This is a genomic window from Gordonia sp. J1A (assembly GCF_055393515.1).
The window spans coordinates 3,588,078-3,603,277 of sequence record NZ_AP041607.1 but is presented as its reverse complement, the minus strand read 5'-3'; the positions used below and the strand labels follow the sequence as shown (position 1 = coordinate 3,603,277).

Sequence of the window (15,200 nt, the reverse complement as noted above, 5' to 3'; positions counted from 1 at the left end):
CCCGTCACCGGACGACGGCACGCACCACCATCTCGGCAATCTCGTCGTCGGACATCACGCTGTCGGGGACGAGCATGCAGGAGTACACCACGCGGACCATGAACTCGCTGCCCGCGCGGGGGTCGGGGTACAGCACCGCTGCCTCGTCGTCCTGCACATCGGGCGCCGTGGCGTCGACGATCATCTCGATCAGCGACGGCCGCTCGGAATCGTGCGTGGTGATCAGGGCCCGCACCACTTCCTCGGGTTCGTTCCGGAGGACGTACTGCAGCGCCTCGTGCTCGCGGATGTAGGCGAGGCTGCCGCGGACGCGTTCACGGATCCGCTCGCCGGGGTCGGGCTGATCGGCACCCCACACCCGCAGCTGCGTCCGGAGCTGCTCGAGTTCGCGCGCCATGATCGCGGCGACGAGCGCATCGCGCCCGCCGAACATGCGGTAGGCCGTGGCGCGTGCGACGCCTGCCTGCCGCGCCACCGAGGTCAGGCTGAGGGCTTTGGCCCCGAAGCGCGACACCAGTGCGACGCCCACTTCCACCAACCGGTCACGATCCATGGGTTGAACGGTATCGAATCCCACTACCGTTCCGGGCGGATGTCTCGTCTCGATGGACGAGAATCACTCACTCCTCGTCGATGTAGTGCATGGCCGCCTCTTCGGCCGAAGCGCCCGCGCCGTCGACGCCGGCGTCGGTCGCGAGCAACTGGTTGTCCACATCCGGACCGACGCCCTCGTCCGGCGCGATCAATCGCCCCGCCCGCCGGTCGCCGACCTCGTCGCGCTCTGGGAAGTCCGGGTCGCCGTCCTCGTCTGCATAGCCGACGTCGGGCACCTCTTCAGCGAGTCTCTCGTCGAGACAGTCGTGCTCGTGGGATGCAGGCGCGTAGTCGGGCGGCGAGTAACCGCGGTCGAGGACGTCCGACAGTTCGCTGTCGGCGAGAGTGTCCGCCGGCTGCAACTGATCGGTGTCGTCCTGGTCGTACTCGCCACCTTCGTACGAATCACGAGCGCTCATACTTCCAGGCTAGTGCTTCGGCGTCCGCGCGTGGACGTGTTCTCCGCTACCTTCGCCACGGCTCGTAGCTGCGCGGATCCTCGATCGGTTCCAGGTGAATCGTGGGTACGAGGTCCTCGACCTCATCGTGCAGCGCGGCCTCGACCTCCTCGAGCAGGTCGTGTCCGCGCTGCACGGTCCATTGGCCCGGTACCAGCATGTGCAGCTGCACGAATCGCAGATGGCCGGCCTCGCGCGTGCGTACGTCGTGGAAGTCGACGCCGTCGCCCCGGAATCGGTCGAGGACCCGGTCGATCGCCGCGCGTTCGGCATCGGGCACCGCCGAGTCCATCAGCCCGCGCGTCGACTGGCGCACCAAGCGGTAGCCGACGAAGACGATGTTGACCGCGACGGCGATCGCGATGAGCGGGTCGAGGATCGTCCAGCCGGTGAGTGCCACCACCGCGACTCCGGCGATCACGCCCGCGGTGGTCCAGACGTCGGTCATCAGATGCTTGCCGTCGGCCTCGAGCGTCAGCGACCGGTGCTGTCGGCCCGCGCGGATCAGCTGCCACGCCACCGCGGCGTTGATCACCGACGCCAGCACCGAGACCGCCAGACCGACGCCCACCGATTCGAGGTCACGCGGAATGAGCAGCCGGTCGACGGCCGTCACGATGATGACGATCGCGGCCACCACGATCATCACTCCTTCGACCACCGCGGAGAAGTACTCGCTCTTGACGTGACCGAAGTTGTGCTCGTCGTCGGCCGGCTTCGCCGCGATGCGCAAGGCGATGAACGCCACCACGGCGGCCACGAGGTTCACCACCGACTCGGCGGCGTCGGAGAGCAGACCCACCGATCCGGTCATCCACCACGCGACCATCTTCAGCGCGATCACCACGATCGCCGTCACGATGCTCAGCAGTGCCCACCTGGTCAGGTCCCGTGTCTGTTCCACCACACCGGAATCATCCCGCACGCCGGCGGGTCGCGCACCATCCGACGCCACGGAAAGTCGGCATTACGCTGCGGATTCTTCCGCACAGGGGGAGCATTGAAGCATGCTCGACGAGTTGAACGACCAGGCCCGCGCCGACTACGACTCCGGCGAGTTCAGCACGGCACTCGCCGGCTTCTCGGTCCTCCGCGAGATCCGTTCACGCCGCGAGGGCCCGTATTCGGTGAAGTACCTCGAGGCACTCCACAACAGCGTCCGCTGCATGTCGATGCTGGAGATGTGGGACGACGCCGACCTCCTGTGCAGCGAGTTGCACAGCAAGTACGTGCGCACGCTCGGTCGCGGTCAGGAGGTGACGGTCGACGTCGCCAAACACTGGGCGTGGGCGATGGTGCACCGCCACGACCTGCGACCGGCCACAGCACTGTATCTGACCACCGCCGACGCCATGTGGGATGCGGACGCGCCGGGCGCGCGCCGTCTCATCGGCGCGGCGGCCGTCGTCCCCGACGCCCGACCGGCCGAGATGGTGTGGCGGGGCCGGGTGGACGGTGTCCCGATCGCGCACACCGACGAACTGCTGGCGGTGCTGGGCGCCGTCGCCGAACGGCTCGCGGAACACGCAGACGCCGAGCCGACCCTCACCCTGGACGGTTTGGCGCTCACCGGCTGAGCTCGGTCAGATCACCGGTTCCTCACGCTCGATCCTGGCGGCCAGCGCGCTGACCTTGCCCGGCACGGTGAACAGCGTGACGACGCTGACCACGATGAGCAGCACCGCGAGGATCCACAGGATGGTCGAGAGGGTCCAGACGGCGGGCAGCACGATCATCGCGATACCCGCGAGCACCGAGACCACACCCGAGAGCATCACCAACCAGCGGGGCGCCATGGTGACCGTGAAGCGCGACCCGAGCAGATCCTGCAGACCGCCGATGATCCATCCGATGCCGATGAAGACGCCCAGGAGCACCAGCGACTTGGACGGGTTGATGGTGGCGAGTACGCCGACGGCGAGCACGATTCCGCCGAACACGCCGAGGAGCAGCCGGGTCCCCGCGGTCGCCCGGGTCAGCGCGAAGGCGACGAAGAGCCGGAAGAGCCCGGCGACGATGAGCGAGATGCCGAACAGCACACCGATCACGGCCAGTGTCGCGGCGGGCCAGACGAGCGCGACGATGCCCAGCGCGATTCCGACGAGCGAGGAGAAGATGACGAAGGTCCGCACGGCGCCGACCGCGTCGTTCGGGAGAACCGACGGCGATGCTTGAGTGGTCATGCACGCAGCGTAGCGTGCAGACCTATGACTGATAAGGCCTTCTTCACCGTCGACGGCGCCGGTCGGTACGACCCCACCGGGTATGCGGTGGGACTGTGGGGCCCGGACGCGCTGAACGGACCGTCGGTCTGCGCGATCGCCGCCCGCGCCGCCGAGAACGCTGGCGGCAGTGCCGATTTCACTCCCGCACGGTTCACCCTCGAGTTGTTCAAGAGCGCACGACGGCTGCCCACCGTGCCCACCACGACCGTCCTGCGCGACGGTCACCGCATCCGGGTCATCGAGGTGTCGGTACGGCAGTACGACGGCGACGCCGAGATCCTCGTCGCGCGCGGCAACGTCGTGTTCCTGAAGACGGGTTCGAATCCGCCGGGCGAGCGATGGGAGCGCCCCGCGCGGGAGCGGACCTTCACCCCGCCCGCCGACGCCGGTGACGGCTACCGGCCGTGGTTCCGGACCGAGGGCGGGACGTGGTCCAACGACATGGGCGAGTACCAGAACTCCGAGCGGCTCACGATCTGGAGCAGGCCGTTCAACGCCGTCCCCGATGAGGAGTTGACGCCCTTCCAGCGCGCGGTGATCGCCGCCGAGTCGACGAGCCTGGTCACGAACATCGGCGACGGCGGTATCGGGTTCATCAACTGCGATCTGACCGTCGCGGTCGCCCGATTGCCGGAGGGCGTCCGCGTCGGCGTGGAGGCCGACTCGCACATCGAGAACGCGGGCGTCTCCGTCGGCACCGCCAACCTGTACGACGAGCACGGACAGTTCGGGGTGGGAATGGTGACCGCCGTCGACAACACCCGCGCGATGATCGATTTCACGACCGTGAAGCCGTACACCAACCGGGCCCCCGAACTGAGCTGACCCGGGAGAACCGGCGGCGACCACACCTGGGCGAGTAGTGTTCTAAGTCACAGCGAGCTATTTCCGGAGGCTGTCGTGACGAACAGGTATCTCAGGTACGGTGATCGTCGTTTCATCATCAATCGCGAGACGGAAGCCCGCCTTCACCGCGCGCTCGACAAGGTCTACGCCGACGGGAGCGCGGGCCACGAGTGGCTCAACCTCTACCCCGACAGCGAGGCCGAGTGCCGGCTGCTGATCGCCGCGGGGGTGCCGATCACGATTGAGACGGAGCCGTATCTCGACGCTCCTGCTTAGCCGCGTCTGCTTTCTCCGCCCGCCGGCGCGCATTGCGCGGGAGGATGTACCGGGTGTCGATGAGCCAATAGGCCGCGAAGACCGCTCCGGCGAGGCCCCAGCCGAGCAGGATGTCGAAGACGTAGTGCTCGCCGCTGTAGACCAGCGCGAACGCCATGGTGAGCGCGTACCCCATGAACATCGTCTTGCCGAACCAGCGCGTTCGCGGCCACATGAACAGCGCGAGCAGCATCGTCAGTCCCGCATGCAGGGACGGGATCGCGGCGACGAGATTCGACTTCGTCTGACCGAACCGGACCGCTCGCAGCACCATGTCCAAGCCGATCACACTCCAGCCGCGGTCGGAGATCCGCTCCACGTACGGTTCGGCGCCGGGATTCTCCGGATGCACCTCACCGAGCAGGTTGCCGGGCACCTCGACGTCGGCCCGGTACATGCACGGCGGATCGTGCGGACTGTCGGCGACCTGCGCGACGGTGCAGCGGGCCGCCGCCCACGGCGGCGCCGCCGGGACCAGCGTGTAACCGACCAGGCCGAGGAAGCTCACCGCGATGAAGCACGCGGCGAACCGGCGCCACAGCGCCCGATCGCGCACCCACAGCACCGCGGCGGTCGCGTACGGAACGATGAAGTACGACATGTAGACCGCGCTGGTGATGACCTCCCACCACGGCGGCGAGGACTCCTTCAGATGCGACTGAAGCCAGACGGTCGGGTTGGTCCCGAAGATCCAGTGGTCGACGTCCGGCGCGAGTTGCCAGTGCGTCGGCATGTCGAGCCACACCGCGATGTTCCGGGTCCAGTCGTAGAGCATCAGGATCAGGACGAAGGGCAGCCAGTCGATCAGCACGGTGCTGACGCGACGGCGCCCGATGGTGGCGGCCGCCATCCCGAACGCGAGAAAGAAGATGAGACTCGTCCGGTCTGCGGCGATGCCGTACCGCCAGAAGTAGACGGCCAGGCTCACCGCCCAGATCGTCAGCAGGATCCGGCGCAGCAACCGGAAGTCGCGCACCTTCTCCTCGACGACTTCGATGGGCGCGTCGTCCGGGGGGAGATCCGGGATCGAGTCCGCACCGGCGGGAGGATCGTCTGGGTCGGGGTCGGATCCACCCGCCGTACCCGGCGACGCCGTGTCCACGCTCACGCCCGAGCCTCCTGCCCCAGTCGAGGACGGTGCCACCGTCCATGGCGAACTCTATAGAAGTTCTCCGGGAATTGGCTGTCAGTGCACCGGATGTCTTCCTTGCGGCCACCCCGGAGGCGGTCGGCCAGACGATAGGCTGGGTTCATGCGAGTCGGAGCCCATCTTCGCCAGGACGAGAACCCCGTCGCCACCGCCGAGGAACTCGGGATCGACATCTTCCAGATGTTCGTCACCGATCCGCAGAGCTGGAAGAAGCCCGAGCCGCATCCGCACGCCGAGCAGATCCGCGAGTCGCCGATCGACGTGGTCGTGCACTCGAGCTATCAGATCAACGTGGCGAGCCTGAACAACCGCCTGCGGATGCCGTCACGCAAGGCTGTGGAGCAGCAGGCCGCGGCGGCCGCCGACCTCGGCGCGATCGGCCTCGTGGTGCACGGGGGCCATCTGAAGGACGGGGAGGACGCGGCCGACGGATTCGCCAACTGGCGCAAGCTGTTCGAACGACAGGCGGACAAGGGCGGCTTCGGGGTGCCGATCCTGATCGAGAACACCGCGGGCGGCGATCACGCGATGGCCCGGACACTGGAGTCGATCGAGCGCCTGTGGGACGCCGTCGGAGACTTCCCCGAGGCCGGGTTCTGCCTCGACACCTGCCATGCCTGGGCCGGCGGTGAAGACCTCGTCGGCCTCGTGGAACGGATCAAGTCGATCACCGGCCGGATCGATCTGATCCATCTGAACAACTCGCGTGACGAGTTCGACTCGGGCCGCGACCGGCACGCCAACCTCGAGTCCGGCCAGATCGATGCGGAGGTGCTCGCCGAGTTGATGAAGACCGCCGGTGCACCCGGTGTGCTGGAGACGCCCGCCGACGGCATTCCCGACGATCTGGCGTATCTGCGATCGCTCTGACGGGCACCGGGCGCCGTCCGCTTGCATTTGTTAGCGGGGCCACACCGCACTCATATTGTCCGTCTGAACGGCTAGCGGTACGCTGTCAATAGTTACCGGCAAGTAACATAGTCGGCACCGAGTCAGCCACCGGAGCCACGCCCCCGGGAAACGAACTTCTAGAACAGCGAGTAAGGAAAACCATGGGCCATTACAAGTCCAACCTGCGCGATCTGCACTTCAACCTCTTCGAGATGTACAAGCTCGACGAGGTCCTCGCCTCCGGCGAGTTCGGCGACCTCGACCACGACACCGCGGTCGACATGCTCCGCGAAGTCAAGCACCTCGCCGAGGGCGTCATCGCCGACTCGTTCGCGGACGCCGACCGCAATCCCCCGGTCTTCAACCCGGAGGACCACAGCGTCACCATTCCCGACAGCTTCAAGAAGTCGTACAACGCCCTGATCGAGGCCGGCTGGGACAAGGTCGGCGTCGACGAGGAACTCGGCGGCCTGCCCGCACCCCGCTCGCTGTACTGGGCGATCGGCGAGATGATCCTGGGCGCCAACCCGCCGGTGTTCATGTACGCCGCCGGTTCGGGCTTCTCGAACATCTTCTACGACAACGGCACCGACGAGCAGAAGAAGTGGGCCGCCATCTGCTCCGAGCGCGGTTGGGGCGCCACCATGGTCCTGACCGAGCCGGACGCCGGCTCGGACGTCGGCGCGGGCATCACCAAGGCCACCCTTCAGGAAGACGGCACCTGGCACATCGAGGGCGTCAAGCGCTTCATCACCTCGGCCGACCAGGACATGACCGAGAACATCTTCCACCTGGTCCTGGCCCGCCCCGAGGGCGCCGGACCGGGCACCAAGGGTCTGTCGCTGTTCTTCGTTCCGAAGTTCCACTTCGACCATGAGACCGGCGAGCTGGGCGAGCGCAACGGCGCCTTCGTCACCAACGTCGAGCACAAGATGGGCATCAAGGCCTCGGCCACCTGTGAGGTCAGCTTCGGCCTGCACGGCACCCCGGCCAAGGGCTGGCTCGTCGGCGAGGTCCACAAGGGTATCGCCCAGATGTTCGACGTCATCGAGCACGCCCGCATGATGGTCGGCACCAAGGCCATCTCGACGCTGTCGACCGGCTACCTCAACGCTCTCGATTACGCCAAGCAGCGCGTGCAGGGCGCCGATCTGACGCAGATGACCGACAAGGCCGCTCCGCGCGTCACGATCACGCACCACCCGGACGTGCGCCGCGCGCTGATGACCCAGAAGGCCTACGCCGAGGGTCTGCGCGCCGTGTACCTGTACACCGCGTCGCACCAGGACGCCGTCGCCGCGAAGATCGTCTCCGGCGCGGACGCCGAGATGGCGCACAAGGTGAACGACCTGCTCCTCCCGATCGTCAAGGGCGTCGGCTCCGAGCGTGCCTACGAGAAGCTGACCGAGTCCCTGCAGACGCTGGGCGGTTCGGGCTTCCTGCAGGACTACCCGATCGAGCAGTACATCCGGGACTCGAAGATCGACTCGCTGTACGAGGGCACCACCGCCATCCAGGCGCAGGACTTCTTCTTCCGCAAGATCATCCGCGACAAGGGCCAGGCACTGGCCCACGTCGCAGGCCAGATCCAGGACTTCATCGACAACGGCCAGGGCAACGGTGGCGAACAGTTTGCGGCCGAGCGCGCACTGCTCAAGACCGCCAACGAGGACGTCCAGGCCATGGCCGCCAAGCTCACCGGCTGGCTGATGAGCGCGCAGGAGGATCCGAAGCAGCTGTACCTGATCGGCACCGCGTCGGTCCGCTTCCTGATGGCCGTCGGCGATCTGCTGATCGGCTGGCTGCTGCTGCGTCAGGCCGTCGTCGCGCAGGCCGCGCTCGACGCCGGTGCCTCCGGTGACGACAAGGCGTTCTACGAGGGCAAGGTGGCCTCGGGTGTGTTCTTCGCGAAGAACATGCTGCCGCTGCTGACCTCCGTTCGCCAGATCGTCGAGAACAACGTCGACAACGACCTGATGGAGCTCGACGAAGCCGCGTTCTGATCGGGCGGTTCAGATCCGGTCCACTCCGACCGGCGCAAGCGCAGGGACCCCGCCGGGAGCAGCCAGTTTCCCGGCGGGGTTCTCTCGTCACCGGATCCGGTCTACGGTCGGATCGGGGGAACTTCGTCCGATTGGAGCGCGAGGCAATGAAAGCACTCGTCTATCACGGGCCCGGGAACAAGTCGTGGGACGACGTGCCCGAACCTCGGATCCAGGCGCCCACCGATGTCATCGTGAAGATCGACGCGACGACGATCTGCGGCACCGACCTGCACATTCTGAAGGGCGACGTCCCCGCTGTCACGCCGGGACGCATCCTCGGCCACGAGGGCGTCGGGACGATCACCGAGGTCGGCGCGGCGGTGACCACGCTGTCTGTCGGCGATCAGGTGATCATCTCCTGCATCAGCGCGTGCGGTAAGTGCGCCTATTGCAAGCAGGGCGTGTTCTCGCACTGCCTCGGCGACGAGGGCACCTCGGGGATCGGCTGGATCTTCGGCCACCTCATCGACGGGACGCAGGCCGAGTACGTCCGTGTGCCCTACGCGGAGACCTCCGTGTACCGGCTGCCCGACACCATGCGTCCGGAACAGGGCGTCGTCCTCTCGGACATCCTTCCGACCGGTCACGAGATCGGCGTCCGCTACGGCGCGGTGAAGCCCGGGGACGTGGTCGCGGTCATCGGTGCCGGCCCCGTCGGCCTGGCCGCGATCGCCACGGCGGGACTCTACGGCCCGAGCCGCGTCATCGCCGTCGATGTGGATGCAGGCCGCGTCGAGCAGGCCCGCAGGTTCGGCGCCACGGACGGCGTCGTATCGTCCGACGACGACTGGCGCGAGCAGATCCTCGCGATGACCGACGGCCTCGGCGTCGACGTCGCCATCGAAGCGGTCGGAGTGCCGCAGACCTGGAACATGTGCCTGGACATCGTGCGCCCGGCGGGACACGTCGCCAACGTCGGAGTGCACGGCACCGGCGTCGACCTGCCGCTGCAGGATCTCTGGATCACCAACGTGACGATGACGATGGGACTGGTGAACACCGACACCCTCGGCACCCTGCTCAAGATGGTGGCGCAGCGGAAGATCGACCCGGACGTGTTCATCAGCCACCGGTTCGCACTGCACGACATGATGGACGCCTATGACGTCTTCGAACGCGCCGCGGAGACCAAGGCGCTGAAGGTGGTGCTCACCGCGTAGCGACGATCCGCTACCGCGCGTTCGCAGCCGCGATCACCGCGGTCAGCAGTCCCGGGTAGGCGGCTTCCATCTCGGCGTCGCGCAGCACGTACTCGGCTCCCTGGCCGGCGGGTCGGCGCTCGATCACGCCCGCCTCGCGCAAGATCTTGAAGTGATGGCTCGCGGTGGCCTTCGTGACGGTGTCGTACAACCCGGCGCACGAGACGGGCGCGCCCGCGCGGCTCAACCGCCGCACCATCTCCAGACGGACCGGATCGGCCAACGCGCTCAGCACCGCGTGCAGGTCGGCGACGTCCAACCGCGCAGTCGTCCCCGTCACGGGTCCACCTCCTCGAAAACAGTTTGATGGTTGTCGAACAGTTGCGGTACTGTCGTCACTGTTCGATCTCTATCAAACATACTCGAGGACGCCATGACCAGCAGCACCGTCACCGACCGACCGGTGGAGCGGACCACGCATCCGCAGGCGTGGTCGTATCTGCTCCTGCTCGCGCTTCTCGCGCTGGCACTGGGCTGCTCCGGACTGCCGTCGCCGCTCTATCCGATCTACCAGTCGGAATGGCATATGAGCCCGCTGACGATCACCATCGTCTTCGCGGTGTACGCGATCGGCGCGCTCGGATCGGCGCTGACCGTGGGCCCGGTCTCCGACGCCGTGGGCCGCAAACCCGTGCTCATCGCCGCACTGATCTCCATCCTCGCCGGACTCGGCCTGTTCCTCATCGCCACCAATGCGTGGGAGCTGATGATCGCCCGCTTCCTGCACGGAGGCGCGATCGGTGCCATCACCGTGGTGGCGGGCGCGGCACTGCTCGACGTCCGACCGCGCGACGGCGCCCGCAACGGCATGGCCAGCGGTATCGCCCTCAACGTGGGGATCACGATCACCGTCTTCGGTGCCGCCGCCGCGGCGCAGTGGGCATCGAACCCGCTGCGCGTGCCCTTCGCGATCGTCGGCGCCGTGGTCGTGGTGATGCTCGTCGCCGTGATCGCACTCGTGGAACCGCACACCGAACGCACCGGCGGCCGCATCCGCCTGCAGCGTCCGTCGATCCCGAAGGAGATCACCTCCGACTTCTGGTTCTCCGGAATCGGCATCATGACGGCGTGGTCGGTCCTCGGCGTCTTCCTGAGCCTCTACCCCGCGCTGACCCAGCACGCCACCGGCCACACGTCGGTGATCTTCGTCGGCGTCGTCGTGGCCGTGATGGCCGCGGCCTCCGCGGCGTCCCAGTGGGTGGGCGGCCGGCTCGATCCCCGCACCGCCGCCATCACCGGCGACCTGGGGATGATCGTCGCACTGCTGTCGGCGATCTGGGCGCTGCACACCGGGTCGACGGCATTCGTGATCGTCGATTCCATCGTGCTCGGCGCGGCCTTCGGTCTGGCGTTCGGAGGGTCTCTGCGGCATCTGAACGACGTCACGCCCGCGGATGCGCGCGGCCGGGTGATGAGCGCGTACTACCTGCTCGGCTACTTGGCGATGGGCGTTCCGACCGTCATCGCCGGGGCGCTGTCGTCGTCGTACGGAACCGCCGAGGTGTTCCCGTGGTTCGCCGGTGCCGTGGCCCTGGCGTGCTTCACGGCAGCGGTGCTCGGCCTCCGGGGCGGTCGGCCGGATCGGGTGCCCGCGGCCGGTGCCTAGGGCGGAAGGACCCGTCAGCCCTCGATGCCGAGATCGACGAGCAGTTCCTCCGCGATCCGCTCCAGATCGGCACGGATGCGCGCGGGGTCGACATTCGGCGGCAGCCGGACCTCCAACTCCGCCTCGAACAGCATCCCACCGGCCATCGGGGCCTCCCGGGTGCCGGTCGTCATCTTCTCGATCGAGACCCCGCCGGCGCTCAGCGCCGCCGAGAGTTCGTGAACGATGCCGGGACGATCGTTCCCGAGCAGTCCGATCGTGAGCGCCGGCCAATCGGCGGTGCTCGGTTCGGCGCCGTCCGCCGAATGGACCGCCACCTCCAGCAGCCCGTCCAGTCCGGTGACCGCGGCGATCAGTGCGTCGGCGCGCTCGTCGGGAACCGCCACGACGACGATGCCCGCGAACTTGCCCGCGAGTTGTGCCAGCTGACTGCGCTCCCAATTGCCGCCCTGCGCGGCGACCGCATCGGCGAGTGCCGACACCAGCCCCGGACGGTCGTCCCCGATCACCGACAGCACCAGATTCCGCATGGTCGAAGCGTATCGGGGAATGCTCACGCGGGCGGTCGCACCGGCAGGTTCTCCCGGAGGAATCGGCTCAATCTCTCCACGGCCGGCGTACGGATCGTCGAGGCCCAGGCCAGCCCGATGTCGCGGCGCAGCGTCTCCGGCGCCACCGGGACCTCGGCCACGCCGGCGATCGGGCGCCCGGCCCGCGGCAGCAACGCGATGCCCAGACCTCGTTCGACGAACTCGCGGGCGGTCGCGAACTCGGTGATCTCGATCGCGACCCTCGGCGTGTATCCCGCCGCGGCGCACCACTCCTGCGTCGCGCGCCGCAGGTGATACGTCTCCGGGTTCGCGATGAAGTCTTCGCCCGACAGCTCCGCGAGCGCCACCGAGGAACGCCGCGCACTCCAGTGATTCTCGGGTACCGCCACGACGATCTCCTGTGAGCCGACCATCGCGTGCTCCACCTCGTGCGCGAGCGGAATGGTGATCGCGAGATCGAGCTCCCCGGACCGCAGATCGGCCACCAACTGTGCGCCGTGAGCCTGTTTGAGCTCCAGGCGGATCCCCGGATTGCGGTGGTGGAAGGCCGCCAGAAGTTCGGGCACCTCGCCGGAACCCATCGTCAGCGGAAAGCCGAAACGAACCGATCCGGTGCTCCCGTCTCCTGCGTCGACCGCGCGCTCCACAGCGTGTTCGAGCGCGGCGAGCGGTGCGCGGATATCGGCGACCAACGACAGCGCGGCCGGAGTCAACCGCACCTTGCGTCCGTCTTTGATCAACAACGGAACGCCCATCTGCGCTTCGAGCGCGTGCAGGCGCCTGCTCATCGAACTCTGCGAGACGCCGAGCGCAGCCGCCGCGGCGGTCATCGAACCGCCGTGGGATTCGAGTGCGGTCAGCGCGCGCAGTCGAGGGGACAGCTCCCCGGTCCATTCATGCACAATCGGATCATATTCCAGCCGAATGACATTAGACGGATCATTAGCGGCGGACGAGCATCGAATACGTCACCTCGACGCGAAGGAGAGCCCGATGAGAATCCGTAACGCAGCCGTCGACCTTCCCGACGCCGACGTCGTCCTGGTGGGCGCGGGCATCATGTCCGCCACCCTGGCCTCGATGCTCGGTCACCTGGAACCCGAGTGGTCGGTGGTGGTGTTGGAAGCCGCCGATCGCGCCGCAACCGAGAGCAGCGATCCGTGGAACAACGCGGGCACCGGTCACTCGGGCTTCTGCGAACTCAACTACATGCCCGACCCGGAGGACTCCGCGAAGGCCGAATCGATCGCGGCGCAGTTCCTCCTGACCCGCGAATGGTGGGCACATCTGGCAGCGGCCGGCGGGCTCGACCCCGCGTCGTTCATCCACACCACCGGGCACCTGAGCGTCGTCTTCGACGGGGACACCGACTACCTGCGGCGCCGTCACGCTACACTGCGCCGGTCGCCGCTCTTCGACCGCCTCGAATTCACCGACGATCCCGCGACCGTCGGCGCATGGGCCCCACTGGTGACCGACGGTCGCGCGCCCGGACCGATCGCCGCCACGCGGCATCCGGACGGGACGGACGTCGACTTCGGGGCGCTGTCGACGGGTCTGCTCGAGACCTCCGGTGCCGAGGTCCTGTTCGGCCATCGGGTGCGCCGGATCGCCCGCGACGCTCACGGCCGGTCCACCGTCACCGGCCGCGGTCGGGCGGGCCGCTTCCGCATCCGCGCTCGGCATGTCTTCGTCGGCGCGGGCGGACAGGCCCTGCGGCAGTTGCAGAAAGCGAAGCTCGACGAGGTGAGCCGCTACGGGGTGCTGCCGGTCGGAGCGGCCTTCCTCCGGTGCGACGCGCCGGAGGTGGTCGCACGGCACGACGGCAAGGTCTACGGGCAGGCCCCGATCGGCGCCCCGCCGATGTCTGTGCCGCATCTGGATCGCCGGACCGTTCGCGGCCGCGACCATCTGATGTTCGGCCCGTACGCCACGTTCAGCACCCGGCTGCTCAAGGGTGGGCACCTGTGGGACTTCTTCGCCACACTGCATCCGCGGAATCTGTGGACCGTGATGTCGGCCGCGGCGACGAACCTGGATCTCGTCCGGTACCTCGTCTCCGAACTGCTCGCGGGGCGCGCGAAACGCTTCGCACAGCTCCAGCGGTACCTCCCCGAGGCCCGCGACGCGGACTGGACCCTGGTGCACGCCGGCCAGCGCGCGCAGCTCGTCACGCCCGGCCCGGGAGTCGCCGGAGTGCTGCAGCAGGGCACCGAGTTGATCGTGAGCGCCGACCGGCAGGTCTCCGGACTGCTCGGCGCATCGCCGGGTGCATCGACGGCCGTGCCGATCATGATCGATCTGCTCCGACGCGCCTTCCCCGCCGAATGGTCGCAGCGGTGGGCAGAGGACCTGCACGCGGCAGTGCCCGATCTGCGCGTCGAGGAGTGGACCCACGACGACGTGCGCCGCGCGACGGCCGAGACCGCCCGCGCACTGCGGCTGCGACCGCCGGCCGAGCACCGCTGAAAGACGAGCGACGGCCCCGCATTCGTGCGGGGCCGTCGCAGGCGTCGATCCGGTGCGGAGACTCTACTTCGGTGGCATCCGGATGCCGCCGTCCACGCGGACCACCTCGGCGTTCATGTACGAGTTCGTGATGAGCTCCTCGACCATCGACGCGAGCTCGTCCGGCACGCCCAGTCGCTTCGGGAACAGCACGCTCTCGCCGAGCTTGGCCTTGAACGCCTCCGACTCCGGACCCGAGCCGTAGATCGGGGTGTCGATCAGGCCGGGGGCGATGCAGTTCACGCGGATGCCCGCCGCCGACAGGTCGCGGGCGACCGGCAGCGTCATGCCGACCACGCCGCCCTTCGACGACGAGTACGCGGCCTGGCCGATCTGGCCGTCGAAGGCCGCGACGGATGCGAGGTTGACGATGGCGCCGCGCTCTCCGTTCGCATTCGGCTCGTTGCGGCTCATCGCGGTGGCGGCGAGGCGGACCGTGTCGAAGGTACCGATCAGGTTGATCGCGATGACCTTCTTGTAGAGGTCCAGGTTGTGCGCCGAGGCGAACTCGCCGTCGCGGCCGATGGTGCGCTGGGCCCAGCCGATACCGGCCGAGTTGACCACGGCCTTCAGCGGTCCGAGCTCGACAGCCTTGTTGACCGCCGCCTCGATCTGTGCGGTGTCGGTGACGTCGACAGCGACGAAGACGCCGTCGATCTCCTTGGCCAGGGCCTCGCCGTCCTCGGCTTTCAGGTCGGCGATGACCACCTTGGCGCCCCGCGCGGCGAGCCGGCGAGCCGTCGCGGCGCCGATGCCCGAGGCACCTCCGGTCACGATTGCACTTGCTCCATTGATATCCATGTCGGGGAGCA

At 67.9% G+C, this 15,200-nt stretch carries 17 protein-coding genes; 8 read left to right on the top strand and 9 right to left on the bottom strand.

Translation table 11 applies throughout. The annotated features are described in order from the left end of the window. Positions 1 to 4: 4 nt before the first annotated feature. From ACZ5QD_RS16760 to ACZ5QD_RS16750, 3 genes are all read right to left on the bottom strand, one after another. Positions 5 to 553, bottom strand: coding sequence for a TetR/AcrR family transcriptional regulator (locus ACZ5QD_RS16760; RefSeq protein ID WP_006897022.1), 549 nt, complete (start codon positions 551 to 553; stop codon positions 5 to 7). A gap of 67 nt (positions 554 to 620) precedes the next feature. Next, on the bottom strand, positions 621 to 1,013 hold the full coding sequence (locus ACZ5QD_RS16755) for a DUF5709 domain-containing protein (RefSeq protein ID WP_045537234.1): 393 nt from the start codon (positions 1,011 to 1,013) through the stop codon (positions 621 to 623). A 46-nt stretch (positions 1,014 to 1,059) separates the two neighbouring features. After that, positions 1,060 to 1,959 carry a cation diffusion facilitator family transporter gene (locus tag ACZ5QD_RS16750; RefSeq protein ID WP_464367282.1) on the bottom strand — a complete coding sequence of 300 codons (900 nt, stop codon included), beginning with the start codon at positions 1,957 to 1,959 and terminating at the stop codon, positions 1,060 to 1,062. A gap of 100 nt (positions 1,960 to 2,059) precedes the next feature. On the opposite strand from ACZ5QD_RS16750, the gene ACZ5QD_RS16745 reads away from it, so the two are divergent. After that, the gene (locus ACZ5QD_RS16745) at positions 2,060 to 2,629 is read left to right on the top strand and encodes a hypothetical protein (RefSeq protein ID WP_045537233.1); all 570 of its coding nucleotides are present in this window, start codon (positions 2,060 to 2,062) and stop codon (positions 2,627 to 2,629) included. 6 nt (positions 2,630 to 2,635) lie between these two features. Here ACZ5QD_RS16745 and ACZ5QD_RS16740 read toward each other — a convergent pair whose 3' ends face one another. Beyond that, entirely contained in the window at positions 2,636 to 3,235 is a 600-nt protein-coding gene (locus ACZ5QD_RS16740; protein WP_045537231.1) for an HdeD family acid-resistance protein, read from the bottom strand. A 24-nt stretch (positions 3,236 to 3,259) separates the two neighbouring features. Between ACZ5QD_RS16740 and ACZ5QD_RS16735 the strand changes: the two genes are divergently transcribed. Beyond that, positions 3,260 to 4,102, top strand: coding sequence for an acyl-CoA thioesterase domain-containing protein (locus tag ACZ5QD_RS16735; protein WP_045537229.1), 843 nt, complete (start codon positions 3,260 to 3,262; stop codon positions 4,100 to 4,102). A 75-nt stretch (positions 4,103 to 4,177) separates the two neighbouring features. After that, positions 4,178 to 4,399: a hypothetical protein gene (locus ACZ5QD_RS16730; RefSeq protein ID WP_006897028.1), complete on the top strand. Its 222-nt coding sequence runs from the start codon at positions 4,178 to 4,180 to the stop codon at positions 4,397 to 4,399. On the opposite strand, the gene ACZ5QD_RS16725 is transcribed toward ACZ5QD_RS16730, so the two are convergent. Further along, on the bottom strand, positions 4,359 to 5,546 hold the full coding sequence (locus tag ACZ5QD_RS16725) for a phosphatase PAP2 family protein (RefSeq protein WP_045537226.1): 1,188 nt from the start codon (positions 5,544 to 5,546) through the stop codon (positions 4,359 to 4,361). The genes ACZ5QD_RS16730 and ACZ5QD_RS16725 overlap by 41 nt on opposite strands. Before the next feature lie 144 nt (positions 5,547 to 5,690). On the opposite strand from ACZ5QD_RS16725, the gene ACZ5QD_RS16720 reads away from it, so the two are divergent. From ACZ5QD_RS16720 to ACZ5QD_RS16710, 3 genes are all read left to right on the top strand, one after another. Further along, positions 5,691 to 6,458 (top strand): deoxyribonuclease IV, encoded by a 768-nt coding sequence (locus ACZ5QD_RS16720; protein WP_006897030.1) that lies wholly within the window; start codon positions 5,691 to 5,693, stop codon positions 6,456 to 6,458. A gap of 182 nt (positions 6,459 to 6,640) precedes the next feature. After that, the gene (locus ACZ5QD_RS16715) at positions 6,641 to 8,482 is read left to right on the top strand and encodes an acyl-CoA dehydrogenase (RefSeq protein WP_006897031.1); all 1,842 of its coding nucleotides are present in this window, start codon (positions 6,641 to 6,643) and stop codon (positions 8,480 to 8,482) included. Positions 8,483 to 8,628: 146 nt separating this feature from the next. Beyond that, the gene (locus tag ACZ5QD_RS16710) at positions 8,629 to 9,684 is read left to right on the top strand and encodes a zinc-dependent alcohol dehydrogenase family protein (RefSeq protein WP_006897032.1); all 1,056 of its coding nucleotides are present in this window, start codon (positions 8,629 to 8,631) and stop codon (positions 9,682 to 9,684) included. 10 nt (positions 9,685 to 9,694) lie between these two features. Here ACZ5QD_RS16710 and ACZ5QD_RS16705 read toward each other — a convergent pair whose 3' ends face one another. Continuing rightward, a complete protein-coding gene (locus ACZ5QD_RS16705) occupies positions 9,695 to 10,003 on the bottom strand; it encodes an ArsR/SmtB family transcription factor (RefSeq protein ID WP_006897033.1) in 309 nt (102 codons plus the stop codon). A 93-nt stretch (positions 10,004 to 10,096) separates the two neighbouring features. On the opposite strand from ACZ5QD_RS16705, the gene ACZ5QD_RS16700 reads away from it, so the two are divergent. Beyond that, positions 10,097 to 11,329, top strand: coding sequence for an MFS transporter (locus ACZ5QD_RS16700; protein ID WP_045537222.1), 1,233 nt, complete (start codon positions 10,097 to 10,099; stop codon positions 11,327 to 11,329). Between the two features lie 14 nt (positions 11,330 to 11,343). Here the strand turns inward: ACZ5QD_RS16700 and ACZ5QD_RS16695 are convergent, their stop codons facing one another. Continuing rightward, on the bottom strand, positions 11,344 to 11,859 hold the full coding sequence (locus ACZ5QD_RS16695; RefSeq protein WP_006897035.1) for a glycine cleavage system transcriptional repressor: 516 nt from the start codon (positions 11,857 to 11,859) through the stop codon (positions 11,344 to 11,346). Between the two features lie 23 nt (positions 11,860 to 11,882). After that, positions 11,883 to 12,782, bottom strand: coding sequence for a LysR family transcriptional regulator (locus tag ACZ5QD_RS16690; protein WP_045537220.1), 900 nt, complete (start codon positions 12,780 to 12,782; stop codon positions 11,883 to 11,885). Between the two features lie 91 nt (positions 12,783 to 12,873). On the opposite strand from ACZ5QD_RS16690, the gene ACZ5QD_RS16685 reads away from it, so the two are divergent. After that, entirely contained in the window at positions 12,874 to 14,349 is a 1,476-nt protein-coding gene (locus ACZ5QD_RS16685) for a malate:quinone oxidoreductase (protein WP_222110870.1), read from the top strand. A gap of 63 nt (positions 14,350 to 14,412) precedes the next feature. Here the strand turns inward: ACZ5QD_RS16685 and ACZ5QD_RS16680 are convergent, their stop codons facing one another. Beyond that, a complete protein-coding gene (locus ACZ5QD_RS16680; protein ID WP_039867696.1) occupies positions 14,413 to 15,189 on the bottom strand; it encodes an SDR family NAD(P)-dependent oxidoreductase in 777 nt (258 codons plus the stop codon). Positions 15,190 to 15,200: the final 11 nt, after the last annotated feature.

Bases quoted from the DNA above. Each gene is read 5' to 3' on its own strand.
- ACZ5QD_RS16720 (WP_006897030.1), top strand. From the start codon at position 5,691: ATGCGAGTCGGAGCCCATCTTCGCCAGGACGAGAACCCCGTCGCCACC.
- ACZ5QD_RS16685 (WP_222110870.1), top strand. From the start codon at position 12,874: ATGAGAATCCGTAACGCAGCCGTCGACCTTCCCGACGCCGACGTCGTC.
- ACZ5QD_RS16760 (WP_006897022.1), bottom strand. From the start codon at position 553: ATGGATCGTGACCGGTTGGTGGAAGTGGGCGTCGCACTGGTGTCGCGC.
- ACZ5QD_RS16700 (WP_045537222.1), top strand. From the start codon at position 10,097: ATGACCAGCAGCACCGTCACCGACCGACCGGTGGAGCGGACCACGCAT.
- ACZ5QD_RS16715 (WP_006897031.1), top strand. From the start codon at position 6,641: ATGGGCCATTACAAGTCCAACCTGCGCGATCTGCACTTCAACCTCTTC.
- ACZ5QD_RS16735 (WP_045537229.1), top strand. From the start codon at position 3,260: ATGACTGATAAGGCCTTCTTCACCGTCGACGGCGCCGGTCGGTACGAC.
- ACZ5QD_RS16710 (WP_006897032.1), top strand. From the start codon at position 8,629: ATGAAAGCACTCGTCTATCACGGGCCCGGGAACAAGTCGTGGGACGAC.
- ACZ5QD_RS16695 (WP_006897035.1), bottom strand. From the start codon at position 11,859: ATGCGGAATCTGGTGCTGTCGGTGATCGGGGACGACCGTCCGGGGCTG.
- ACZ5QD_RS16745 (WP_045537233.1), top strand. From the start codon at position 2,060: ATGCTCGACGAGTTGAACGACCAGGCCCGCGCCGACTACGACTCCGGC.
- ACZ5QD_RS16740 (WP_045537231.1), bottom strand. From the start codon at position 3,235: ATGACCACTCAAGCATCGCCGTCGGTTCTCCCGAACGACGCGGTCGGC.
- ACZ5QD_RS16755 (WP_045537234.1), bottom strand. From the start codon at position 1,013: ATGAGCGCTCGTGATTCGTACGAAGGTGGCGAGTACGACCAGGACGAC.
- ACZ5QD_RS16680 (WP_039867696.1), bottom strand. From the start codon at position 15,189: ATGGATATCAATGGAGCAAGTGCAATCGTGACCGGAGGTGCCTCGGGC.